A 22718-nucleotide genomic window follows, 5' to 3' on the forward strand; every position below is an offset into this window, starting at 1 on the left:
TACTATTATTCGTTTTTGAGAACAAAAGGTTACCTAATGAGCCAATAACCAATTTTCTCCTTGCCCCGATTCTACCTTTAATGGAACTTTCATTCTTACAGCATTTTCCATAAAATCAGTAACCATTGGTTCTAAAATTCCTATTTCCTCCTTATGTAGATCAAAAATAAGTTCGTCATGCACTTGCAATAACATCTTAGACTTCATGTCCTTTTTCTCCATCTCATCATTTATATTGATCATAGCAATTTTAATAATATCTGCCGCTGATCCCTGAATAGGAGCATTAATTGCATTTCTTTCTGCAAACCCTCTAACAATTGCATTGTGAGAATTTATATCCTTAAGGTGCCGTTTCCTGCCTAAAATGGTTTCTACATAACCTTGTTCTCTTGCCTTGTCGATTATACCATCCATGTAAGTCTTTATTTGGGGATACTCAGCAAAGTAGCTTTCAATTATATCCTTTGCTTCTTGCCTTTTAATATTTAAACGTTGAGCCAAACCAAAAGCAGAAATTCCATAAATAATTCCAAAGTTTACCATTTTTGCGTTTCTCCTCATATCGTCACTCACCTCATCTAAGCTCACGTGATAGACTTTAGACGCCGTAGCAGTGTGAATATCTATTCCATCATTAAACGCCTTAATCATGCCCTCATCCTCACTCAGATCGGCCATAATTCGAAGCTCTACTTGCGAGTAATCCGCAGAGAACAAAGTGAAATTTTCATTTCGAGGAATAAAAGCCTTCCGTACCTCTCTACCTCTCTCTGTTCTGATTGGGATATTCTGGAGGTTGGGATTAATAGAACTCAATCTTCCTGTAGCCGCAACAGCTTGCATGTAAGATGTATGAATTCTATTTGTATTAGGGTTAACCAATTCGGGTAAGGCATCCACATAAGTAGATTTTAATTTGGTTAACGAACGATAATCTAAAATCTTAGGAATTATCTCATGCTTGGACTCTAATTTAAGTAGTACGTCTTCACTAGTTGAATACTGCCCTGTTTTTGTCTTTTTTGCTTTATCATCTATTTTTAATTCGTCGAACAAAATCTCACCCAGTTGTTTAGGCGAAGACAAATTAAACTCTCTACCAGCCAGCTCTATCACCTTCTTTTGAATCTCAACAATATCTTTCCCTAACTCCTCTGAATAACTTAAAAGCCCCTGAGCATCAAGCATTATCCCTTCAGCCTCCATGTTTGCCAACACAGGAACCAAAGGAATTTCGATATCATAAAACAACCTTTCTAATCCACCTTCTTTAAGCTTTGGCTTAAAATAATTGCTCAATTGGAATGTAATATCTGCATCTTCTGTGGCGTATTCTTTCACCTCGTCCGGCTCTATATCCCGCATGCTTTTCTGATTCTTCCCTTTTTTGCCTATCAACTTCTCAATAGACACGGGAGAATAATGAAGGTATGTTTCAGAAAGTATATTCATATTATGCTTTTGATCTGGATGCAAAAGATAATGTGCTAGCATTGTATCGAACAATTGGCCTTGTACGGATATATTATATCGCTTTAGAATAGAAATATCATACTTAATATTTTGACCTATTTTTTCGATTTTCTGATTGGCAAATACTTCTTTAAATTCAGCTAAGATGCTTAAGGCTTCTTCTCTATTTTCGGGCAGTGGAATATAATACCCGTGATGCGCTCTAAAAGAAAATGATATCCCTACAATCTCTGCTGTTTGAGGATCTATCCCTGTAGTTTCTGTATCAAAACAGAAACTATCTTGTTGTAATAGTTCTCCTATTACAACATCTCGTCCTTGTTCTTTAGCTATTAAGTGGTACTGGTGATCGGTATTTTCAATATTCTTCAATTCAATTAAAGAAACTTCTTCTTCATTATTTTGAATACTAAATAGATCCATCTGACCTTCATCTTTCACGACCTTAATGGAAGTGCCCAAAATCCTTGTGGCGAGTGTTCTAAACTCCATTTCGGCAAACAATTCTGTCAAAGCCTGCGCGTTAGGCTCCTTTATTAGCATATCTGCCTCATTGAATTCAACGGGAGCATCTAATAGAATTGTTGCAAGTCTTTTAGATAGAAATGCTTGCTCTTTAAAATTCTCTACATTTTCTTTTTGCTTCCCTTTTAATTCATGAGTATTCTCGTAAAGCCCTTCCATACTCCCATACTTCTTAATAAATTTCTTTGCCGTTTTCTCTCCAACACCAGGTATCCCAGGAATATTATCCACTGCATCTCCCCACATTCCAAGAATATCTATAACTTGTAATGGATGCTTTATGCTAAACCGTTCACAGATTTCTGGGATTCCCCAAACCTGTGGATCTTCTCCACCTCTTCCTGGTCGAAACATGAAAATGTTTTCTGTAATAAGTTGGCCGAAATCTTTATCGGGCGTCATCATGTACGTAGTAAACCCTTTTTGCTCAGCGATTTTAGCCAATGTCCCGATAACATCATCTGCTTCATAACCTTCGCTCGAAAGGATAGGAATATTAAACCCTTCAATTACTCTTTTAATATATGGTATTGAAATAGCAATATCCTCTGGCATCGACTCCCGGTTAGCTTTATACTCAGAATATTCAATCTCCCTAATATTCTGCCCAGGCAAATCAAAAATAACAGCAATATGCGTTGGTTTTTCTTTTCGAAGAACTTCATAAAGTGTATTGGTAAAGCCCAAAACAGCCGATGTGTTCATTCCTTTAGCATTGTATCTTGGGTTTTTACTAAACGCAAAATAGGCTCTATAAATAAGTGCGAACGCGTCTAAGAGAAATAATTTCTTTTCTTGAGCCATACTAAATTTCGTTATAGATTACATCCAAAACAGTTTGTCCGACTGCTTTTAATGTATTCTTGTCAATTATATCCATTCCGTCTTTATGCGTATGATGAAAATCACCAAAGTTGCCATTAATCAAGTCTATGTTAATTATGTCTACACATGGAATTCCCGTATATCTGTTCACAAAGACATAATCGTCTGTTAATCCGCCAACCTGATCGTAAACGAAATAATCTGAATATCCTATTTGGTTCGCCTTATCCCATATTTTTTTTACTACCCATCCTGCCTTGGACATCGAAAAACCATCTCTTGGAAACGTGGCTCCTTTTGCGCCAACCATATCTAAGCCTATTCCATACATAGCATAAAAGTTATCCATAGGCACATTTTTTCCCCAATATTGAGAACCTAAACACCAAAACTCTTTTCCTAACGGCGTATTAAACCCAGCTGGTGGACCATAATCTTCTGTATCAAAAAAGACAATATCAATCCCAACCTCAGGACCAGATATTTGAATTTGGCGAGCAATTTCCAACAGCACTCCGACTCCACTAGCTCCGTCGTTAGCTCCATCAATCGGTAGATCTTTATCAATTTCATCTTTGTCAGCAATATGCCTAGAATCCCAGTGAGCAAAAAGCAAAACTCTTTTCTTTGATAAAGGTTTATATCTGCCAGTGATATTTATCATCCTTAACTTTTCTCCATTGTATGCCATTACCTCTCCTTTTTGCTCAATCACTGTCAAGCCAAAATCATTAAGCTTTTTAGATAAATATTTTGCGCATTGGAGTTGTGCCTCTGAATTAGGTACTCTTGGGCCGAACTGAACCTGTGTTTTCACATAAGCGAAAGATGAATCGGCGCTAAAATTAGGAACTAATACTTCGGATTTATCAAACTTGGTTTTTCCATTTTCTAGTTCCGAAGTTTCACAACTGGATATTAAAAACACTCCTAGTAGAATAATAGATAGATATGACCAACTATTCCTCATAGTTCCAGGCTACCTTATCTTTTCCATCTTTTAATGAAATTTTAATCTCAGCTAATTTATCTCGAATAAAATCTGCCGAAGAGTAATCTTTATTTTCCTTAGCCTGCTGGCGAAGAGCAATAATTATCTCCATCAAATCATCTACTGAATCATTCGACGAAGAAGATATTTCTTTAAGGCCTAAAACAGAAAACACATAACCACTATATAAAGAATCGATCAACTCCAGGTCATCTTTGGTGATAGTCTCTTTGCCATCCTTAACCGAATTTATAAGTCTTACGCCATCAAACAAAGTTGCAATTAATCCAGGCGTATTAAAATCGTCGTTCATGGCCTCATCACATCTCTTTTTAATGTCTCCAAAGTTTTGTGAAGATGTAGGGCTAGTCGGTAATTCTTTCAGCAAGGAAATTGTTTTCATCAATTTAGTAAATCCCTTTTCTGCAGCTTGTAACGCTTCATTTGAGAAATCTAGAGTACTTGCATAGTGCGTTTGCATCATGAAAAAACGAACCACCATTGGATCATAACCATGGTCCATCAGTTTATTATCTCCTGAGAACAACTCTTCTGGTAAAAGCGAGTTGCCAACAGATTTTCCCATTCGTTGTCCATTAATAGTGAGCATATTGGTATGCATCCAATATTTCGCAAGGTCTTCACCCACACCTGCTACTGTTTGCGCTATTTCACATTCATGATGGGGAAATTTCAGATCCATCCCTCCTCCGTGTATATCGAAAGGAGCTCCTAAATATTTAGATCCCATCACAGAACATTCCAAATGCCATCCAGGAAATCCTTCACCCCAAGGAGAATCCCACTTCATAATGTGTGAATCCGAAGCTTTTTTCCATAAAGCAAAATCACAAGTGTTTCGTTTTTCCGACTGTCCCTCAAGAACCCTTTGGCCAGACATTAAATCTTCGATTTTTCTTCCAGAAAGAATTCCGTAATTATTTGTTTCGTTGTATTTGATAACATCAAAATAAACAGAGCCATTAACCTCATATGCAAGACCATTGTCTATGATTTTGTTAACCATGGCAATCTGCTCAATTATATGGCCCGTAGCCAATGGTTCAATACTAGGCTCAATTGTATTGAACTGCTTCATTACATCATGAAAGCCATTTGCATAACGTGCAGCTATTTCCATTGGCTCAACGTTCTCTAGTCTAGCTTTCTTAGCAATCTTATCTTCACCTTCATCTGCATCATTTTCTAAATGACCAGCATCTGTAATGTTTCGAACATAACGAACCTTATATCCTAGATAGGTTAAGTAACGATAAACAATATCGAACGAAATAAAAGTTCTGCAATTTCCTATATGAACATCGCTGTATACAGTGGGACCGCATACATACATACCAACAAAGGGAGCGTCTAAAGGTTCAAACAGCTCTTTTTGTTTAGTAATTGTATTATAAATTGATAGCTGGTTTTTCATTAAACCAAAGAAAACAAGATTTTAATTAAATAGGAAAATAAATGCTGATTATGTAAGAACAAAGATTATTGTCCTTCTTCGATAACTCCTTCTCCCTGATATTTACCCTTCTTATAGATTGAGATTCCTCCTAAGATTCCATCTCCGTCATAATGATAAACTTTCCCTCTCCATAGTCGACCACCTTTAAAATCTCCAATTTTAGAGATCTGACCATCCCTTCTGTATAATGTATTATGTCCTTCTCCGGTAAAACGTCCAATATTTTTCTGCTCACCATTCTGAACGACAGCAGCCATTTTAACTTCTTCTGGTTCAGGAATAACTTCGGCAACAGGAATTGCAATCTCTTTTACATCATAAATCTTTGTTTTACCAGCATCAAGTACTCCGCCTTCACCATAAAACTTTTCTGACTTAACCTCTCCTGTAGATGTATACTCCGTTACAACTCCCGCTTCTTGACCACCATCCCAGCTTCCTTCTATACGAAGTTGCCCGTTGTCAAAATAATACTTTTGTGTTCCTTCTCGCTTCCCTTTGGCATTAAACGCAAACTCTTGTGCAACCGACCCATTTGGATGCTTACGTACAAAATTACCTACATTCTTATTGTTTTTCCAGGTCCCTGATTCTTGCAATGTTCCATTGTCGTAGTACTCTTTATAATCTCCGTCAGGCTTATTGTTTCTATAATTTACCTCTGATTTAAGCTGCTGATTAGTGAAGTATCTTTTCCACAAACCATTTTTTCTATTATTTGCGTAATCACCTTCTTCTACTTTCTGATCATCATCATAAGCAGCCATCCGCTTCATTCGACCCGTAAAAATCCAATGACCTTGACGCATATTCGAAACATCCTTATAATTTATGGTGTCGCCTGTTTCAGCATCCATGTCAAATGACTGATCAGAACCAAAGGCAGCAGCTGTGGAAACAACTGATATAGACAGAATTATTAATATTTTATTTAACATGTAAAAAATAGCTTTCTCTCTTTTGCAGTAACTAAAACTACGTCAAAAATTATCTAATGTTCAACAAATAGGCCGTTTTTTTTCCCTGAAATATTACTTATTTGAGCTAAAACACTGAAAGACAGATTATGCCGATATATTATCGATCATTTCTTTGCAAATATCTCCTAGCTCAAATTTGTGCTCCCAGCCCCAATCTCTACGTGCTACGCTATCATCTATAACCTGTGGCCAGCTTTCCGCAATTTGCTGTCTAAAATCTGGTTGATATAATGTGTCAAACTCAGGATAAGTCTTTTGAATTTCTCTTGTCAGTTCACCTGGAGAAAAGCTTATAGCGCTTAAGTTATAGGCCGATCTAACTTTAACATCATCCGGGTGCGCGTCCATTAGTTCAATGGTAGCTCTTACTGCATCCTCCATATACATCATTGGCAAAGTCGCGTCTTCTTTCAAAAAACAAGGATAGATATCTCCTTTTGCAGCCGAATAAAATATATTAATTGCATAGTCAGTAGTTCCACCACCTGGAGGTGATTTATAGCTAATAAGTCCTGGATATCTCAAACTTCTCACATCTACTCTATATCTCTTATGAAAATATTCGCACCATCTTTCACCTGCCAACTTTGATATTCCGTAAACCGTATTAGGATCTGTAACTGTATCCTGAGGCGTGTTTACAAACGGAGTAGTTGGTCCGAATACTGCAATCGAACTTGGCCAATAAAGTTTTTTAATCCAATCTTCTTTCGCTAGATGAAGCATATTCATTAAAGAATCCATATTAAGATTCCATCCTAAATCAGGATTTTCTTCGGCCTTCGCAGAAAGCATCGCAGCCAAAAGATAGACTTCCGTGATATTATACTTTTTAACCAAAGTATATACCTGATCCTTATTCATCACATCTAATTGCTCGAAAATACCTTCATACTTAGCATTTCTCACATCCGAAGCAATTACATTGTCTTCACCATGTATCTCCCTAAGTTTTTGCACTAGCTCAGTACCAATTTGCCCCAAAGCACCTATAACTAATATTCGTTTTTTACTCATTAAATCTGATTTTAAAAGAACGCAAAATTATAAAAAAAACATACCTGAGCACTATTACACTGACTTAGCTAGAAGTTTTTTACTTAAATAAAAAAATTACATTTACAGAAGAGTAACCAATTATTGAAGAAAATGAAGAAAGTAATTATCCTTATCATTGGAGGTATAATGATATTAACCACTCAATCAATGGGTCAAAGCTATGAAAAGGCTATTGGAGCAAGGTTAGGATACCCAGGAATGGCGTTAACCTATAAACATGGAATTCAAGATGCTTTTTTAGAATTCATTGTAGGTGCACGCTATGAAGGAGGCGTAAACATTGAAGCAATATATGAACTTCATTGGAAATTAGATCAAAAACTCTTCCCGACAGATGAACTGCACTGGTATCTTGGGGCTGGCGGGTCGATTTGGACAGGTGATGGAGATGCAGCTGTAGGTATTGTCGGAATTATTGGATTAGAATATGTTTTCACAAAAGCACCAATTGCGTTAACTATAGATTACAAACCTGTGATGTATTTAAACAATGGTGCGAATTTTGCTGGAGACCACAGTGCGCTTAGTGTTCGTTATACATTTTAAAAATTAAATTATGTTAAAATCAAAATTATTTTTTTCTTTTATTCTTGTAGTGTTGTTTACGTCAAATTTTGCTCGCTCGCTGCATGCACAAGATAACGTTAGCATGAACGATCTTATGTTCGATGATCAATATTATGATGTTCTTGATAAAGCAATGGCTAATAAAGCAGATGTTAAGTACATGGATATTGCAATGCAAAAACTTAAATCGTTTCCCGTTTCGATATGTACACTTCCAAATGTGGAAAGGTTAAGCTTAGGGTTCAACTATATATCGTCTTTACCTGCTGCAATTGGCAAGATGGAAAAATTGCAATACATAGACATTAGCGGTATGCATAATGGCATTTTCATCCCTAAAGAATTAGCTCAACTTAAAAACTTGAGAGAATTCAAAATGGAAGACATGTTGAATAAAGAAGAAGAGAAAAAAATTGTTGACCGAGTTACAGAATTACTTCCTGATTGCAAAATAGTAACTGGACACACAAAATAATTCAATATGCCGACTCATAACGAACTAGATTTCCATGAGTCAGGCTCTAGGTTCGGGAAGTTTCAAAAATATTTAGGCGAATTTGTGTATGGTGGCATAGACGGTAGCGTAACAACATTTGCCGTTGTTGCCGGCTCTGCAGGCGCAGAATTCAGCACCACAATAATAATGGTTTTAGGCTTTGCCAATCTTCTGGCCGACGGATTTGCCATGTCGGTAGGCAACTATTTATCTAGCAAGGCAGAACACGACAATTTCGACAAACACGAAAAATTAGAATATTGGGAAATCGAAAATCTACGAGATGTTGAAGTAGAAGAGATAAGAACAATTTATTCTGAAAAAGGGTTTCAAGGTGAGCTTCTAGAACAAGTGGTTGAAGTAATTACTGCTGATAAAAAAGTGTGGGTAGACACAATGATGAGAGAAGAATTAGAGATGATTAAAGATAGCAGAAGCCCTTTTAAAACTGCTTTTGTAACCTACCTGGCTTTTATTGTAATTGGTCTTATTCCTTTAATGGCTTATGTACTAGACTATCTTGATATCATCAAAGACCTAGACCTATTTTTAACCTCCAGCATTCTAACCTCACTTGCTTTTGCAATTGTGGGATACATGAAATCTTATGTGAGTGATACCAACAAATTCAAAGGAGTCGTGGAGACGGTGCTTTTAGGCGGGGCCGCAGCAGCGATGTCTTATTTTGTTGGTGATTTACTGAAGGGCTTATTGGTGTAGTACTTACTCAAATGTCCCTTTAAACTCTTTTACATACATGTCTCCTAGCTTTTCTTGTCCAGCTATAAATTTCAAACCCTTCCCTGTTTTTTTGAAAAAAATGAAATCATTTCCTTTATAGTTTTTCAAATCTTTTAGAAACACCCGGCCTTGATTATACTTGAAGGCGACATAATAGTCTGCATTAAAAACATTCCATTTATGTGCTAATACTTGGATATCCTTATTAAAGCAATACCTTTTCTCAAAAAGTTTACCATTTAACTTTACTGTTTCAATTAACCTTTCATCCAATAATTGGAGTATGCCATCTTCAATAAAATGTATGTAAACCTTCTTGGTCCAACTCTCTGTCTTTATTGTTACGGGATGTATAATACCCTTCATTCTCCTTTCTACACCAAATGGGGATAAAACAACCATTTGATCCCAGCCATTTACAGCATCTACTTTGGGTTCATTAATTAATTTAACTACGCTCAACGCTAACTCTTGGTTTGAACCAATGGGTAAAGTTCCCTCAGGGAGATACACGTTTAGCTTTGAGTTAGCAACATGGTAACCGACTATATGTACCAGCATATTCAAATATTCATTTTTAGGGTTTAATTTCAATACATCATTCATTGACAATATGTCATTAAACAAGCCGTCTTCATTCATTCCAAATTTTTTATACTTATTGGACATGCAATGCCCCTCATTTATTTCATAAAAATTATCATAAATAGAAGGAATGGTTTTTGTTAATCTTCTTATAAACTGATTGATTTCTCGATTAAAAATAAATTCTGTATTCCCATCCTTATATTGAACAGAGTTGAAATCCGTACCTCCAAGAAATACGTTTTTAACCTTGATTCCATTAATAAAGGAAACTGTACCATCCTCTGTACTTTTATATTCTAGATTCGTTTTACCAAGTCTTATTTCCCCCCTAACTACAGTTCCATCAATAAAATGGATTTTTCCTCGATGAAATCTGTACTCTTTTGCGCATCCCTTCTTTTGCACGCTATAAGGAAACTTTGAATATGCATATGTATTAGGATAAGCAGGCGTTGCATATATAGAAGTTGCATATGGTAAAGGCGGCTGATAACCTGGAATATTGTACACCCCTGGAGGAACTTGAGCCTTTATAGCGACACCGTAAGATAGAAATATCAAGAGTATTGTTAGTCTCATAACTAGCTTTTAAAATCCGTGAACTATTCAAACAACCTATCCAACGTCTCATAAGAAACAGAATGATAGTTAGCCCTCGCCTTCGAATAAATATCTTTTGCCAATCCAGGATGTTTGTCATCCGAATTAATTAGCTCTTTGTATAATGGAGTTAAGAACTTTCTACGACCTACATTAATTAAGAACTTTTCTACTTCAGGAAATACGGCTGAGTAATTGTTCTCTACACAGAACAACAACCAAGCGGCTAATATTTCCGAATTACCCGATTTCGAAAACTCGAATTCTTCATCAATTCGGGCAATTTGTTCTATCACTAAATCACTCGGAAGATGATGTATAAAATGCAACCATTCGTGGGTAGACCAATCTGCTATTCTAAGATCGCCATACGCTCCGCTCGCCAACATAATAGAAATTGATTCTTCGACTTTTTCAAATTTATCAGAATTGATTTTAGATATAGATTCTGGTAATCCAGGTTCATGAATCCACTCGTCCGTATTAAAGGCAATATTATATCTATCAATTAGATTGGTCTTAATATAAGATTCAACTACATCAGTAGTAACACTAGTAAATTGGAATGTTTTAAAATACCCTTTCAAAAATTCATCAAACTTATCTCTACCGAAAGTTTCTTCCATTTTCCGAAGCATCATGTATCCCTTAGTATAAGGTACTCCCGAAAACCCGTCATCTGGATTTCGTGCTTCTAAATCTATCTCCAATCGAGTATCTGGGTTATCATTTCCCATTTCCTCAATTTCATCTTCTAATTCTTGAAGACTGAGAGAAGAAAGCATCTCTGCATATTCTCTACCATAAAGCTCCTCCATAATACGTTGTTCGAGATAAACGGTAAATCCTTCGTTGATCCATAGATCGTTCCAATTGGCATTAGTAACCAAATTACCAGACCATGAGTGCGCCAATTCATGCGCAATTAAAGAAGTAAGGGATCTGTCTCCAGCAATTATTGTCGGTGTCGCAAACGTTAGCTTAGGGTTCTCCATTCCTCCAAAAGGGAAGCTAGGTGGCAGAACAATAACGTCATATCTCCCCCATGGGTAAGGGCCATACATATTCTCGGTGGCAATCAACATCTTCTCCATATCCGCAAACTCATATGCAGATTCATCCAGCAAATATGATTCGCAATAAACCCCGGTCCGTTCACCTATCGCTTTAAACTCGATGTCTCCCACTGCTATAGCTACTAGATAACTCGGTACCGGAATATCCATTACGAAACTATATTCACCCGTATTGTTTCTGGATTGAGTGTTATCTGCACTCATCACAGCCATCATGCCTTCTGGCACTTTAACCTTAGCATTATAAGTAAATCTAATCCCCGGGCTATCTTGACAAGGAATCCAAGTTCTCGTTAAAATAGCCTGACCTTGCGTATAAAGAAATGGCATCTTCTTACCTCCCGTTTGCTCTGGAGCAAGCCATTGTAAAGCCATTGCAATAGGACTTGTAGTATATTCTATTTCTATAGATTTGGTAGAGCTGGTAATCGGAATAATTAACATGTTACCGTTTTCGTCGCCCTCCTCAATTTTATACTTCACTTTATCTTCCTCTCCTGTATAAACGGAGTGAATTTCTAATCCAAGAATATCTAAAATTATTTCTGAGCCTCCAAAGTTCTCTATCTGATAATTAGCCACACCAGATACCACTTTGCGTTCAAAATCAAGATTAATGGATAGATCGAGGTGCTTAACAACAGCCTCGTTAGGGTTTGAAAAACTATGAGGATCTTTTGAATATTTCGGCACCATATTATCAGTTTGTTCTTTAACAATTTCTTCTCCGCAACCTTGTATAATAAAAAGAGCAATTGGTAGAATCCATAGTAAAATCCTCTTCATTATGCACAATCTATGTTATAATAACCTCCTTTATTTTCTTTTCGATGTCGTGAATGTTTCACAATGAGATAAGCTACAGTTATAAGATTTCTCAATTCGCACAATTGGGGAGATATAATAGTTTTCTCATATAGCTCTTCGGTTTCCGAATAAAGCATATCAAGTCTCTTTCTAACCATTGCAAGTCGATAATTAGATCTAACAATACCAACATAGTCACTCATAAGAGAACGTAATTCTTCCGTACTATGCGTAATGAGAACTTTTTCTTTTGGATGAGAAGTTCCTTCGGCATTCCAATTTGGAATTTCAATGTCATCAAAATTTCCTTTTGGAGCATTTTGTATATCAATAAATGATCTATGCGCAAATACCAAAGCTTCCAATAACGAATTTGATGCAAGTCGATTTGCACCGTGCAAACCAGTTCGGGCGCTTTCACCACCAGCATATAAATTATTGATACTTGTTCTACCATTTTCATCCACCTCAATGCCTCCACATAAATAGTGCGCGGCCGGAACAACCGGAATCATCTTAGAACTCACATCTATTCCTATCGACAAGCATTTCTCTGTGATGTTTGGGAAATGCTTTTCGAATTCTGTTTTATCCAAATGACTACAATCCAGATAAACATATTTTTCTCCACTTTTTTTTAACTCAGAATCGATAGCCTGTGCAACAATATCACGGGAAGCAAGTTCTTTTCTATCATCATACTTACCCATAAATTCTTCGCCATCTCTTGTTTTAAGAATGGCCCCAAAACCCCTCACCGCTTCTGAAATCAAGAAAGCCTGTTCAGCGCCTGGCTCATATAATGCAGTCGGATGAAATTGCACAAATTCCATGTCTTTAATCTTCGCTTTCGCCCTATATGCCAACGCAACTCCATCGCCTGTTGCTATAGATGGATTTGTAGTATTTCTATACGCTTGACCAATGCCACCAGATGCCAACATAGTTACGTCTGCCAGAATACTCTGTATTTCACTACTCTTTTGAGCCAACACATATGCACCATAGCAATTCACTTCGTTGGTTAATTTTCTAGACTGAACCTTTCTATGATGCTCCGTAATCAGATCAATTACGTAATGATGTTCTAACATTTCGATGTTGGAACACATTTTAATCTGCCGAAGCAAAGACATTTCTACTTCGTAGCCTGTTACATCCTTGTGATGAACAATTCGGTTCAATGAATGACCACCTTCTTTTCCTAAATCAAAATCACCAGACTCCTCTTTATCAAAACCCACTCCCCACGAAATCATTTCCTCAAAACGAGCTGGACCTTCCTCAATAACCATTTTTACAATATTCTCATCACACAAGCCATCGCCAGCAATCAAAGTATCGTTGATGTGTTTTTCGAATGAATCTTCTTTACCTGGGAAAACAAAAGCGATACCACCTTGAGCATACTTTGTATTTGATTCGCTCTCGTCTCCTTTTGTAACGATTGTTACTTTCTTATCCGTAAAGTGACGAGCTACTTTTAAGGCGTAGGTAAGTCCAGCTATCCCGGAACCAATTACAAGAAAATCGGTTCTAATCATAAACTTAATTGAACAACCTTTCCTGCCGAAACGTCGAGCATCCTTTCTATTGGAACTAACGCTTTTCTTTGAATTTCTGGGTCAACATGAATTTCAGGAAGTTCATGTTTCATGCACAAATAAAGTTTCTTCATGGTATTCATTTTCATAAAATGACATTCGCTGCATGCGCAAGTATTGTCTTCATGAGCAGGAGCGGCGTATAATTTTTTAGTCGGAACCTCTTTCATCATCTGATGAAGAATACCAGCTTCTGTAGCCACAATAAATTCATCATGGTCTTCATTTTTTACATAATCAATCATACCAGCTGTAGAACCTACGTAAGCTGCCGTTTTCAAAATATGCGTTTCAGACTCTGGGTGAGCGATAATTTTAGCATTGGGATGTTCCGCACTCAATTGTAATAATTTATCAATAGAGAAAGCTTCGTGTACGATGCAAGCTCCATCCCAAAGAAGCATGTCTCTTCCTGTTTCACCGATTAAATACTTTCCTAGATTTTTATCAGGAGCAAAAATGATTGGTTTATCTGCAGGGATGGAGTTAATAATGCTCACTGCATTGGACGAAGTGCAAACAATATCAGTAAGAGCCTTTACATCCGCAGAACAGTTAACATAAGTTACTACCACGTGGTCTGGATGAGCATCCTTAAAGGCTTTAAAATCGTTTGGTGGGCAAGAATCAGCTAAAGAACAACCTGCTTTTAAATCAGGAAGAACTACCTTCTTTGTAGGATTTAAAATCTTTGCGGTCTCCGCCATAAATTGAACTCCTGCAAAAACAATTAAATCCGCATCAGTACGTGCTGCTTCTTGAGAAAGACCTAAGCTATCCCCAACAAAATCCGCAATGTCTTGTATTTCAGGCTCCTGATAGTAGTGCGCAAGAATAACCGCGTTCTTTTCCTTTTTAAGGATATTAATCTCCTTTACTAGGTCAAGACTGTTACTTACCTCTATATCCAAATATCCTCTCTCCTCAATCTCCTTAGACATAATTTCGGCCATAATAATAGTTCCTTACGTGCGTTCACATAGCCTGCAGGCTAAAAGCGAAGCCAAATATACTTCAGACTGATGAATTGACAAATGATTACGAAAAACAAAACGATTATTTCATATTTTCGCTAACTGTAATTTGGCAGTCAAACAAACAACGCAATGGATCAATTTAAAAAACTTAATACACTCGTAGGCTGGATTGTTTTCGCAATCGCAACTACTGTGTATTTCTTAACGATTGAACCGACAGCAAGTTTCTGGGATTGCGGTGAATATATTGCCTCGGCATATAAACTTCAAGTAGGCCACCCTCCTGGAGGACCCTTTTTTCAATTACTAGGCAGGTTCTTTACCCTTTTCGCATTTGGTGATGTTACTCAAGTAGCAAAAATGATTAACGTCCTTTCTGCATTATGTAGCTCGTTTACAATTTTATTTCTTTTCTGGACAATTACTGCCATGGGAAAAAAGCTCGTTGGTGCTAAAGAAGAAATGACTACTGGTCATATATATGCAATTCTAGGCAGTGGAATTGTTGGAGGACTCGCTTATACATTTTCAGATTCATTCTGGTTCTCCGCGGTTGAAGGAGAAGTTTACGCAATGTCATCTTGCTTTACTGCATTAGTTTTTTGGCTTATAGTAAAATGGGAAGATCACGCACATGAAGAACGTTCAGATAAATGGATCGTTTTAATTTCCTATTTAGTTGGGCTTTCCATTGGTGTTCATTTACTAAACTTATTAGCTATTCCTGCCATCGGGATGGTGTATTACTTCAAAAAATTTAAGTACACGAGAAAAGGACTTATCATTGCTTTTATTGTCTCTTTCTCTATACTCGTTATAGTGCAGTATGGCATTATACCAGGATTTATCTGGGTTGCATCGCGCTTTGAACTTCTTTTTGTAAACGATTTTGGTCTACCATTTAACAGTGGCCTTATTGTTTATGGTTCGCTAATAATAGGAGGCATACTTTACGGCCTTAAATGGAGCAAACAAAACGGGTATAAAATACTTAACACAGCTATAATCTGTTTTACATTTATCCTAATTGGTTACTCATCTTATGCACTTATTGTAATTAGATCTAGCGCTAATCCGCCGATGGATGAAAATAACCCTGAGCATGTATTCTCTTTACTTTCTTATTTACAACGGGAACAATATGGTGACAGACCATTATTAACTGGCCAATATTATAACGCACCAATAGACAAAACGGATCCTTATCACGATGGATCGCCTGTGTATTCTAAATCACCTAACAGCGATAAATATTTCATCTCTGATGACCGAAAGGCCACTAAGCCAAACTTCGACAAGAAATTCAAAACCACATTCCCTCGTATGTATAGCTCACAGGGTAGTCATGTGAGAGCTTACAAGAGAATTGCAGATATTAAAGGAAAATCTGTAAAATATGTGAACGAAAGAGGAGAACAGGAAATAATTCAAAAGCCCACATTTGCTGAAAATCTTACCTTCTTCTTTAAGTATCAAATTGGTCATATGTACTTAAGGTATTTTGCTTGGAATTATGTGGGTCGTCAGAACGATTTACAAGGGCATGTAGAATTTGGTAAAGGAAACTGGATAAGTGGGGTTGACTTTATTGATGAGGCATTAGTTGGTCCACAAGATTTACTCCCACCTGAATTGGCTAATAACAAAGCAAAGAACAAATTCTACTTCTTACCACTTCTACTCGGTATACTAGGAATATTAGTTCAATTCAGTAAAAACTGGAAAGATGGTTTCGTAGTACTACTTCTCTTCTTCTTTACTGGTTTGGCCATTGTAATCTACCTTAATCAATACCCATTTCAACCCAGAGAGAGAGATTACGCCTATGTTGGATCATTCTATGCCTTTGCCATTTGGATTGGGATAGGAGTTTATGGCGTATTTGATATTTTCAGACAATACACCAACCCTGTTATCAGTTCAGTAGCAGCTACAGTACTATGTTTACTTCTAGTACCAACAATTATGGCAAAAGAAGGATGGGACGATCACGATAGATCTGACACTTACGCTGCTAGAGATTTTGCTTATAACTACTTAAATAGTTGCGCACCCAATGCCATTTTATTTACAAATGGTGATAACGATACATTCCCACTTTGGTATCTCCAAGATGTTGAAGGCATAAGAACAGATGTGCGAGTCGTTAATCTTAGTTTACTAAATACAGATTGGTATATCGATCAAATGAAGCGTAAAGCATATGATTCTGATCCTACACCATTCTCTCTTACTAAAGACAAATACATCCAAGGAACAAGAGATTACCTTTTGTATTATGACAAAAAACTAAAAGGCTATAGCGATATAGATAAGGTAATGGAATTTATTGCTAGCGATAAAAACCAAACCAAATTACAAACGCGTGGAGGTAAAATGATTAATTACCTGCCGACCAAAAAGATAAAAATACCGGTCGACAAAAAATTCATTTTAGAAAACGGTACGGTTAAGCAAGAACTCGCTGATCAAATATTACCTGCGATCAACTGGGATATTAAGAAAAGTCATCTTGTTAAAAAGAACATGATGATTCTTGACCTACTGGCCACAAATGATTGGAAACGTCCGATTTATTTTGCCATTACAGTAGGTGGCGATAGCTACTTGGATCTTCAACAATATTTCCAATTAGAAGGATTAGCTTATCGACTTGTTCCTTTAAAAACGAACAATGCCGATGGTCAAATTGGAAGAATAGATACTGATATCATGTACGAAAACCTCATGAATAAATTCAAGTGGGGAAATATTTCTGATCCAAATGTTTATTTGAACGAGAATAATATCCGAATGACAATGAACTTCAGAAACAACTTTACAAGATTGGCTGAAGCTCTAATAGCAGAAGGCGATACAGAAAGAGCAAGTAAAGTTGCTGATCGTTGTTTTGATATTATGCCACACGAGAGTATTCCGTATAATCTGTTTGTTCTGCCGTTAGCAGAAGTTTATTATAACGTAGGGGAAATTGAAAAAGGTAATGAGGTTATCCAAATATTGGCAAATAAATATGAGAAAGAATTAGACTACTATTTCTCTATGAAATTAAACTATTTGAATGCAACTAAACGGGATCTTCAGCAGGCTATGTCTATCATGCAGCGTTTATCTATGATAACTGAGAAATATGAGCAGACCGAGCTAAATGAAATACTTGAAGCCAAGTTTAAATCTTTAGAGGAGTTGTATATACAACGAATGACTGCACTAAATCAACAATACCCTTCTTAGGTATTCTCGATATTACTTGATTTATTTGCTAAATCATGTATTTCATTCAACCATCATTTTTAGCACGTCGCGTTTATCATGAATGCACGTGGAGAATTCCGAACGGAAATACTATCTATCTCACATTCGATGACGGACCAACAACAGAAGTAACCGAGTGGATATTAGAATTCCTATCTAACGAGAATATTAAAGCTACTTTCTTTTGCACAGGTAAAGCTGTGGTTAAAGAAAAAGATCTTTTCGACAGAATTATAAAAGATGATCATAGAATAGGAAATCACACTTTCAACCATCCAAATGGCTGGAAAAGTAATAATACAGATTATATAAAAGACGTTGCGCAAGCCGCTAATGTTATTCCCTCCAACCTATTCAGACCACCTTATGGCAAGGTATCCAAACGTCAGATTAGAGAATTACGAAAAGATTATAATATAATTATGTGGGATATTCTTTCCGGCGATTTTGATAAATCGATCTCTAAAGAAAAATGCGCGAAAAATGTAATAACCAATTTAAGGGATGGATCCATCATAGTTTTTCACGACACAATTAAATCTTTTGATAAATTAAGATACTGTTTGCCTATCTTGGTAAAACATGCTACAATAAATGGTTTTAAATTCTCAAAATTACCTGATTTCAAGTAGGATAATTATTGAAAATCTAACCTAAATTAGAAAAACAAATAGGCATAGAAATACGTATTAAAAAAATTAAAACACGACCAAGAACAACTTAGGATGATCGAATTATTATGGGAATTAAATTTTGACAGGTCGATACCGATTCTGTTATCCCTAATCCCTGGTCTTCTTTCCTTATCAATCTTCATCTATGCCCTTATTAGACTGCCTAAATCTGGAATTACGGCAACCTTTGCCTTGTTCGTATTCTCTACATTCATTTGGCAATTAAGCGATACTCTTATTAGAGCTTCCGAACAATACTTTGTTGCTAAGTTATGGCAAGATTTATTGTTTGCTGGTGTATTATTTATAGGTCCATTTAGTCTTCATTTCACCCTACTCTACACTGAGCGTAAAAAAATTACACGTTCCTATTTCTTGATTTTCATTTTATACTTCCCTGCTTTCTTCTTCGAAGTTGCCGAGGGAGGAAATTTATTTCGTCATGCTATAGTTTTTGATTCATTCTGGGGATGGGTTAGTGCCCCAACATTCGAATTTCTAAATACGCTTGAAGCTTCATGGATTGCCAGTTGCGGGTTAATAACTCTCCTTTTACTTGGGAATTATGCATACAAAATGAAAGATGTAGAGGTGAGAAACAAACAGTCTCTATTGATCTTTATTGGTTATGTAATTCCTGCATCACAAGGCATTTTAACACAGTACTTACTTCCATTTTTCTTTGATGCATCAGACAACCCACTTACTACGACTACAACTGTGGTTTTCTCAACTTGTGTAGTTATTGCATTAGCAAAGTATCGGCTTTTATCTTATAACCCTTTACTTACATCCGACAACCTTATTCGAACAATGAATGAGGGAATATTAGTAACAGATCATGTAGGTGTTACTAAATACGTAAATGAACGATTCTGCAAAATAATTGGATACTCACAAGGGGAGCTAATCGATCAAAAGGCCGAAGACGTCTTCGTACCTGTTAAAGAAATTGACAAACTGAACGAAGGTCGAGCGAAAAGAGGGGAAGGAGAAAGTTCGGAGTATGAAATGGAACTAATAAATAAGAACGATGAAACGATTCAGACTTGGATAAGTGCAACTCCTTATTTCAATCCGGATGGTCATAATATAGGATCACTCGTAATTGTTACAGATATCACCAAAAGAAAACGAGCTCAGTTGGCCAGAGAAATAGCGTTTAATATCACCAAATCTGCCAATAGAGGAATTAGAGACATCAATTCATTAGGAAGACTGATCTACTCCGAAATAATTCAGTTAATCCCTAAAGCAAATTTTTATATCTCGTTGGTTAATGAAGAAACCAATATAGTACACTTTCCATTTTGGATTCATGAAGGTATAGACTATTCAGGAACAGTGGAAAGAGAATTTTCAAATGGGTTTTCGGAATTCATTATTACAACCGGACAAAGTGTTTATTTAAAAGGGAGAGAAGTAAATGATTTTGTAGACAGAAATGAATTAGGTCATGTAGAGGTTGTCCCTGCAATCTATTTAGCAACACCGCTTAAACATCTTGGAAAAGTGATTGGAGTACTTGCCTTGCAATCGGATTACAATCAAAACGAATATGACGAAAACGACTTTGAATTTTTAAAATTTATTTCAGGTCAGGTTGCCTCGTTTATCGATAAACAAGAGATGCTAGAAGAACAACAACAACGTGAAGCCGATCTTCTTTTCTTCCGAAATATCATTGACCAGTCAAATGATTTTATTTCTGTTGTTGATATAGACAATGGAAATATTGTTGACGTAAACGAACGAACCTGCCAAAAGCTTGGGTATTCAAAAGAAGAAATGACCAACATGCTCTACACCGAAATCCATATTGTAGAGGAGGATTATATCTGGAACGATTATCTAATGAAACTTAGATCTGGTAATCAAGTTATTGAATCCTGCTTTTACCGATCGAAGGATGGTATAGATACTCCTGTAGAAATGAACATGAGTATTGTGACTATAGACCTTGTTGAATATCTAGTAGCCGTTGGGCGTGATGTAAAAGAACAAGAAGATGCAAGATCTGCTCTCGAAAGATCCGAAAAACAATTATCACACCTCGTTGAAAACTTAGATGTATCCGTTTATGCTGTCGAAATAATATCAGAAGACCCATTAGTAGAAAAATTGCTCTACCAAAGCAAGCAAATTGAAAAATTTGCTGGATTCAAAATAGGTAATTTTAGTGACATCGCAGCCTGGGATCAACATGTCCATCCAGAAGATATTGATCAATTAGTAGCTGATGTTCAGCACATGCTTAAAACCCATGAGTCAATGACTAGCGAATATCGATTCTATCATCGCGAAACAAAAAAAATAATTTGGGTGGAAGAAAACTACCGTCCAGTAAAAATTGTAGACGGCAAAGTTAAAACCTACTATGGTGCAATTAGAGATGTTACGGAAAGGAAAAACAATGAGAAGAAATTAGCATCAGCTCATAAAGAATTAGAAGCTTTTATTTATAAAGCGTCTCATGATTTAAAGGGTCCCCTTTCCTCTAGTTTAGGCTTGGTAAATATTGCTCGATTAGAATCGGGGGAAGAAAATGAGTCGAAGTATTTCGATCATATAGAAGGTTCATTAAAGAAACTAGAAAATATCCTAGATGACCTTCGGCAAGTTGCTATCATTAAACAAGGTGTAATTGAGAAAAGCGAGATTAATATTATTAATTCTATTGAGGACATTATTTCCACCTTTAAATTTTATAATGAATTTGAATCTATTGACTTTAAATTTGACAATTCAATAGGAGATACAATATTCACAGATAGAAGTTTACTTGAATTATGCTTACGAAATACTATAGAGAATGCTGTAAAGTATCAGAAATACAACTTCAAAGAATCCTTTGTCCATTTCAATCTTAGCAACACTCCAACGGGAATTAAAATAATAATCAAGGATAATGGGATTGGTATAGATGCCGATCACATTCATACTATATTCGACATGTTTGTGCGGGCTAATCAAACGTCAAAAGGGACAGGTCTTGGTCTTTACATTTCCAAAAATGCGATTGAAAAACTAGGCGGAACAATTAGCGTAGAAAGCAAAAAAGGCTGGGGAACAACTTTCGAAATAAATCTTCCAATATCCATAGCAGAAGAAGATACTCCATCATGAACAATGTTTTCATTGCACTAATATCTATGAGCATATTTAGTTTTTTTTCTAGCGCTAAAGCCCAAACACCCTACACAGATTTTTATTCGTTAACTGCGGAGGATATACATGGCAGCGACTTCCAGTTTGCACAGCTCAAAGGAAAAAAAACGTTAATCGTAAATACCGCTTCCAAATGCGGATTCACACCTCAATACAACGAACTTCAAGAATTGTATAGAAAATACAAAGATCGAAATTTTACTATTATCGCTTTTCCTAGTAATGATTTCTTGTTTCAAGAACCTGGTAACAATGAAACTATTGAACAGTTTTGCAGAGATCAATACGAAATAACTTTTCCAATCATGTCTAAAGTCAAGGTATCCGGAAGCAATAAGCATTCTGTATATCAATTCCTTACAATGAAATCAAATAATGGAAAATTAAATTCTAAGGTGAAATGGAATTTTCAAAAATACTTAGTAGATGAGAACGGCGTTCTCGTAAAAACACTCCCACCAAAAACTAGTCCTTTAGATATTGAAATAACAACTTGGATTGAAAATTAAAAACTATGAATTCAGAATCATCAGATAGTACACTTTATAAAATGTTTAGATTAATTGCCTTCTTGGAAGGACTCTCTTTTATTCTTTTACTGGGGGTGGCTGTACCTTTAAAGCACATGATGGGAATGCCTGAACCAGTTTCAATTCTTGGAATGGCACATGGAGTTCTTTTTATGCTCTATGTTATATTTGTGCTAATGCTTCAACCTTCTCAGGAATGGCCTGCCAAAACAACGGCACTAATATTACTGCTTTCAATTCTCCCTTTGGGTACTTTCTATGGAGAGCGTAAACAATTTTGGACTAAATAAATTATTAGTTTT

At 36.3% G+C, this 22718-nt stretch carries 17 protein-coding genes; 8 read left to right on the top strand and 9 right to left on the bottom strand.

Translation table 11 applies throughout. The features are described 5' to 3' along the window. Positions 1-33: 33 nt before the first annotated feature. The 5 genes from polA to HRT72_00280 all read right to left on the bottom strand — a co-directional run bounded on the left by polA (position 34) and on the right by HRT72_00280 (position 7291). Positions 34-2805, bottom strand: a complete 2772-nt coding sequence (gene polA, locus HRT72_00260) for a DNA polymerase I (GenBank protein ID NQY66147.1) — start codon at positions 2803-2805, stop codon at positions 34-36. A 1-nt stretch (position 2806) separates the two neighbouring features. After that, entirely contained in the window at positions 2807-3796 is a 990-nt protein-coding gene (locus HRT72_00265; protein ID NQY66148.1) for a M28 family peptidase, read from the bottom strand. Then, on the bottom strand, positions 3786-5252 hold the full coding sequence (locus HRT72_00270; protein NQY66149.1) for a cysteine--tRNA ligase: 1467 nt from the start codon (positions 5250-5252) through the stop codon (positions 3786-3788). Before HRT72_00270 ends, HRT72_00265 begins: the two co-directional genes overlap by 11 nt. A gap of 65 nt (positions 5253-5317) precedes the next feature. Beyond that, entirely contained in the window at positions 5318-6232 is a 915-nt protein-coding gene (locus HRT72_00275; GenBank protein ID NQY66150.1) for a toxin-antitoxin system YwqK family antitoxin, read from the bottom strand. Between the two features lie 126 nt (positions 6233-6358). Continuing rightward, a complete protein-coding gene (locus HRT72_00280) occupies positions 6359-7291 on the bottom strand; it encodes an NAD-dependent epimerase/dehydratase family protein (protein ID NQY66151.1) in 933 nt (310 codons plus the stop codon). 132 nt (positions 7292-7423) lie between these two features. Between HRT72_00280 and HRT72_00285 the strand changes: the two genes are divergently transcribed. The 3 genes from HRT72_00285 to HRT72_00295 are packed head-to-tail and all read left to right on the top strand — an operon-like array spanning position 7424 to position 9116. Then, complete coding sequence (locus HRT72_00285; GenBank protein ID NQY66152.1) at positions 7424-7879, top strand: hypothetical protein; 456 nt, start codon at positions 7424-7426, stop codon at positions 7877-7879. 10 nt (positions 7880-7889) lie between these two features. Beyond that, positions 7890-8375 carry a leucine-rich repeat domain-containing protein gene (locus HRT72_00290; GenBank protein ID NQY66153.1) on the top strand — a complete coding sequence of 162 codons (486 nt, stop codon included), beginning with the start codon at positions 7890-7892 and terminating at the stop codon, positions 8373-8375. 6 nt (positions 8376-8381) lie between these two features. Continuing rightward, complete coding sequence (locus tag HRT72_00295) at positions 8382-9116, top strand: VIT1/CCC1 transporter family protein (GenBank protein ID NQY66154.1); 735 nt, start codon at positions 8382-8384, stop codon at positions 9114-9116. Between the two features lie 3 nt (positions 9117-9119). Here HRT72_00295 and HRT72_00300 read toward each other — a convergent pair whose 3' ends face one another. Genes HRT72_00300 through nadA form a run of 4 tightly spaced genes read right to left on the bottom strand, consistent with a single transcriptional unit; the run spans position 9120 to position 14765 of the window. Then, positions 9120-10304, bottom strand: a complete 1185-nt coding sequence (locus HRT72_00300; protein NQY66155.1) for a hypothetical protein — start codon at positions 10302-10304, stop codon at positions 9120-9122. Positions 10305-10327: 23 nt separating this feature from the next. Then, positions 10328-12187: a M1 family metallopeptidase gene (locus HRT72_00305; protein NQY66156.1), complete on the bottom strand. Its 1860-nt coding sequence runs from the start codon at positions 12185-12187 to the stop codon at positions 10328-10330. Further along, the gene (gene nadB / locus HRT72_00310; protein NQY66157.1) at positions 12187-13752 is read right to left on the bottom strand and encodes an L-aspartate oxidase; all 1566 of its coding nucleotides are present in this window, start codon (positions 13750-13752) and stop codon (positions 12187-12189) included. The genes HRT72_00305 and nadB overlap by 1 nt, the downstream gene beginning before the upstream one ends. Then, positions 13749-14765, bottom strand: coding sequence for a quinolinate synthase NadA (gene nadA / locus HRT72_00315; GenBank protein NQY66158.1), 1017 nt, complete (start codon positions 14763-14765; stop codon positions 13749-13751). Before nadA ends, nadB begins: the two co-directional genes overlap by 4 nt. Positions 14766-14918: 153 nt before the next feature. Here nadA and HRT72_00320 point away from each other — a divergent pair, with 153 nt between their 5' ends. The 5 genes from HRT72_00320 to HRT72_00340 all read left to right on the top strand — a co-directional run bounded on the left by HRT72_00320 (position 14919) and on the right by HRT72_00340 (position 22706). Then, positions 14919-18023: a DUF2723 domain-containing protein gene (locus HRT72_00320; GenBank protein NQY66159.1), complete on the top strand. Its 3105-nt coding sequence runs from the start codon at positions 14919-14921 to the stop codon at positions 18021-18023. 35 nt (positions 18024-18058) lie between these two features. Next, on the top strand, positions 18059-18676 hold the full coding sequence (locus tag HRT72_00325) for a polysaccharide deacetylase family protein (protein NQY66160.1): 618 nt from the start codon (positions 18059-18061) through the stop codon (positions 18674-18676). A 93-nt stretch (positions 18677-18769) separates the two neighbouring features. After that, positions 18770-21844, top strand: coding sequence for a PAS domain S-box protein (locus HRT72_00330; protein ID NQY66161.1), 3075 nt, complete (start codon positions 18770-18772; stop codon positions 21842-21844). Beyond that, entirely contained in the window at positions 21841-22395 is a 555-nt protein-coding gene (locus tag HRT72_00335) for a glutathione peroxidase (GenBank protein ID NQY66162.1), read from the top strand. Before HRT72_00330 ends, HRT72_00335 begins: the two co-directional genes overlap by 4 nt. Before the next feature lie 41 nt (positions 22396-22436). After that, the gene (locus HRT72_00340) at positions 22437-22706 is read left to right on the top strand and encodes a DUF3817 domain-containing protein (GenBank protein ID NQY66163.1); all 270 of its coding nucleotides are present in this window, start codon (positions 22437-22439) and stop codon (positions 22704-22706) included. The last annotated feature ends 12 nt before the right edge of the window (positions 22707-22718 follow it).

The sequence above is a fragment of the Flavobacteriales bacterium genome (assembly GCA_013214975.1).
In the GTDB taxonomy this organism is placed as follows: domain Bacteria; phylum Bacteroidota; class Bacteroidia; order DT-38; family DT-38; genus DT-38.

Bases quoted from the DNA above. Each gene is read 5' to 3' on its own strand.
- polA (NQY66147.1), bottom strand. From the start codon at position 2,805: ATGGCTCAAGAAAAGAAATTATTTCTCTTAGACGCGTTCGCACTTATT.
- HRT72_00280 (NQY66151.1), bottom strand. From the start codon at position 7,291: ATGAGTAAAAAACGAATATTAGTTATAGGTGCTTTGGGGCAAATTGGT.
- HRT72_00325 (NQY66160.1), top strand. From the start codon at position 18,059: ATGTATTTCATTCAACCATCATTTTTAGCACGTCGCGTTTATCATGAA.
- HRT72_00320 (NQY66159.1), top strand. From the start codon at position 14,919: ATGGATCAATTTAAAAAACTTAATACACTCGTAGGCTGGATTGTTTTC.
- HRT72_00335 (NQY66162.1), top strand. From the start codon at position 21,841: ATGAACAATGTTTTCATTGCACTAATATCTATGAGCATATTTAGTTTT.
- HRT72_00340 (NQY66163.1), top strand. From the start codon at position 22,437: ATGTTTAGATTAATTGCCTTCTTGGAAGGACTCTCTTTTATTCTTTTA.
- nadB (NQY66157.1), bottom strand. From the start codon at position 13,752: ATGATTAGAACCGATTTTCTTGTAATTGGTTCCGGGATAGCTGGACTT.
- HRT72_00265 (NQY66148.1), bottom strand. From the start codon at position 3,796: ATGAGGAATAGTTGGTCATATCTATCTATTATTCTACTAGGAGTGTTT.
- nadA (NQY66158.1), bottom strand. From the start codon at position 14,765: ATGGCCGAAATTATGTCTAAGGAGATTGAGGAGAGAGGATATTTGGAT.
- HRT72_00305 (NQY66156.1), bottom strand. From the start codon at position 12,187: ATGAAGAGGATTTTACTATGGATTCTACCAATTGCTCTTTTTATTATA.
- HRT72_00330 (NQY66161.1), top strand. From the start codon at position 18,770: ATGATCGAATTATTATGGGAATTAAATTTTGACAGGTCGATACCGATT.
- HRT72_00275 (NQY66150.1), bottom strand. From the start codon at position 6,232: ATGTTAAATAAAATATTAATAATTCTGTCTATATCAGTTGTTTCCACA.
- HRT72_00290 (NQY66153.1), top strand. From the start codon at position 7,890: ATGTTAAAATCAAAATTATTTTTTTCTTTTATTCTTGTAGTGTTGTTT.
- HRT72_00270 (NQY66149.1), bottom strand. From the start codon at position 5,252: ATGAAAAACCAGCTATCAATTTATAATACAATTACTAAACAAAAAGAG.
- HRT72_00285 (NQY66152.1), top strand. From the start codon at position 7,424: ATGAAGAAAGTAATTATCCTTATCATTGGAGGTATAATGATATTAACC.
- HRT72_00300 (NQY66155.1), bottom strand. From the start codon at position 10,304: ATGAGACTAACAATACTCTTGATATTTCTATCTTACGGTGTCGCTATA.
- HRT72_00295 (NQY66154.1), top strand. From the start codon at position 8,382: ATGCCGACTCATAACGAACTAGATTTCCATGAGTCAGGCTCTAGGTTC.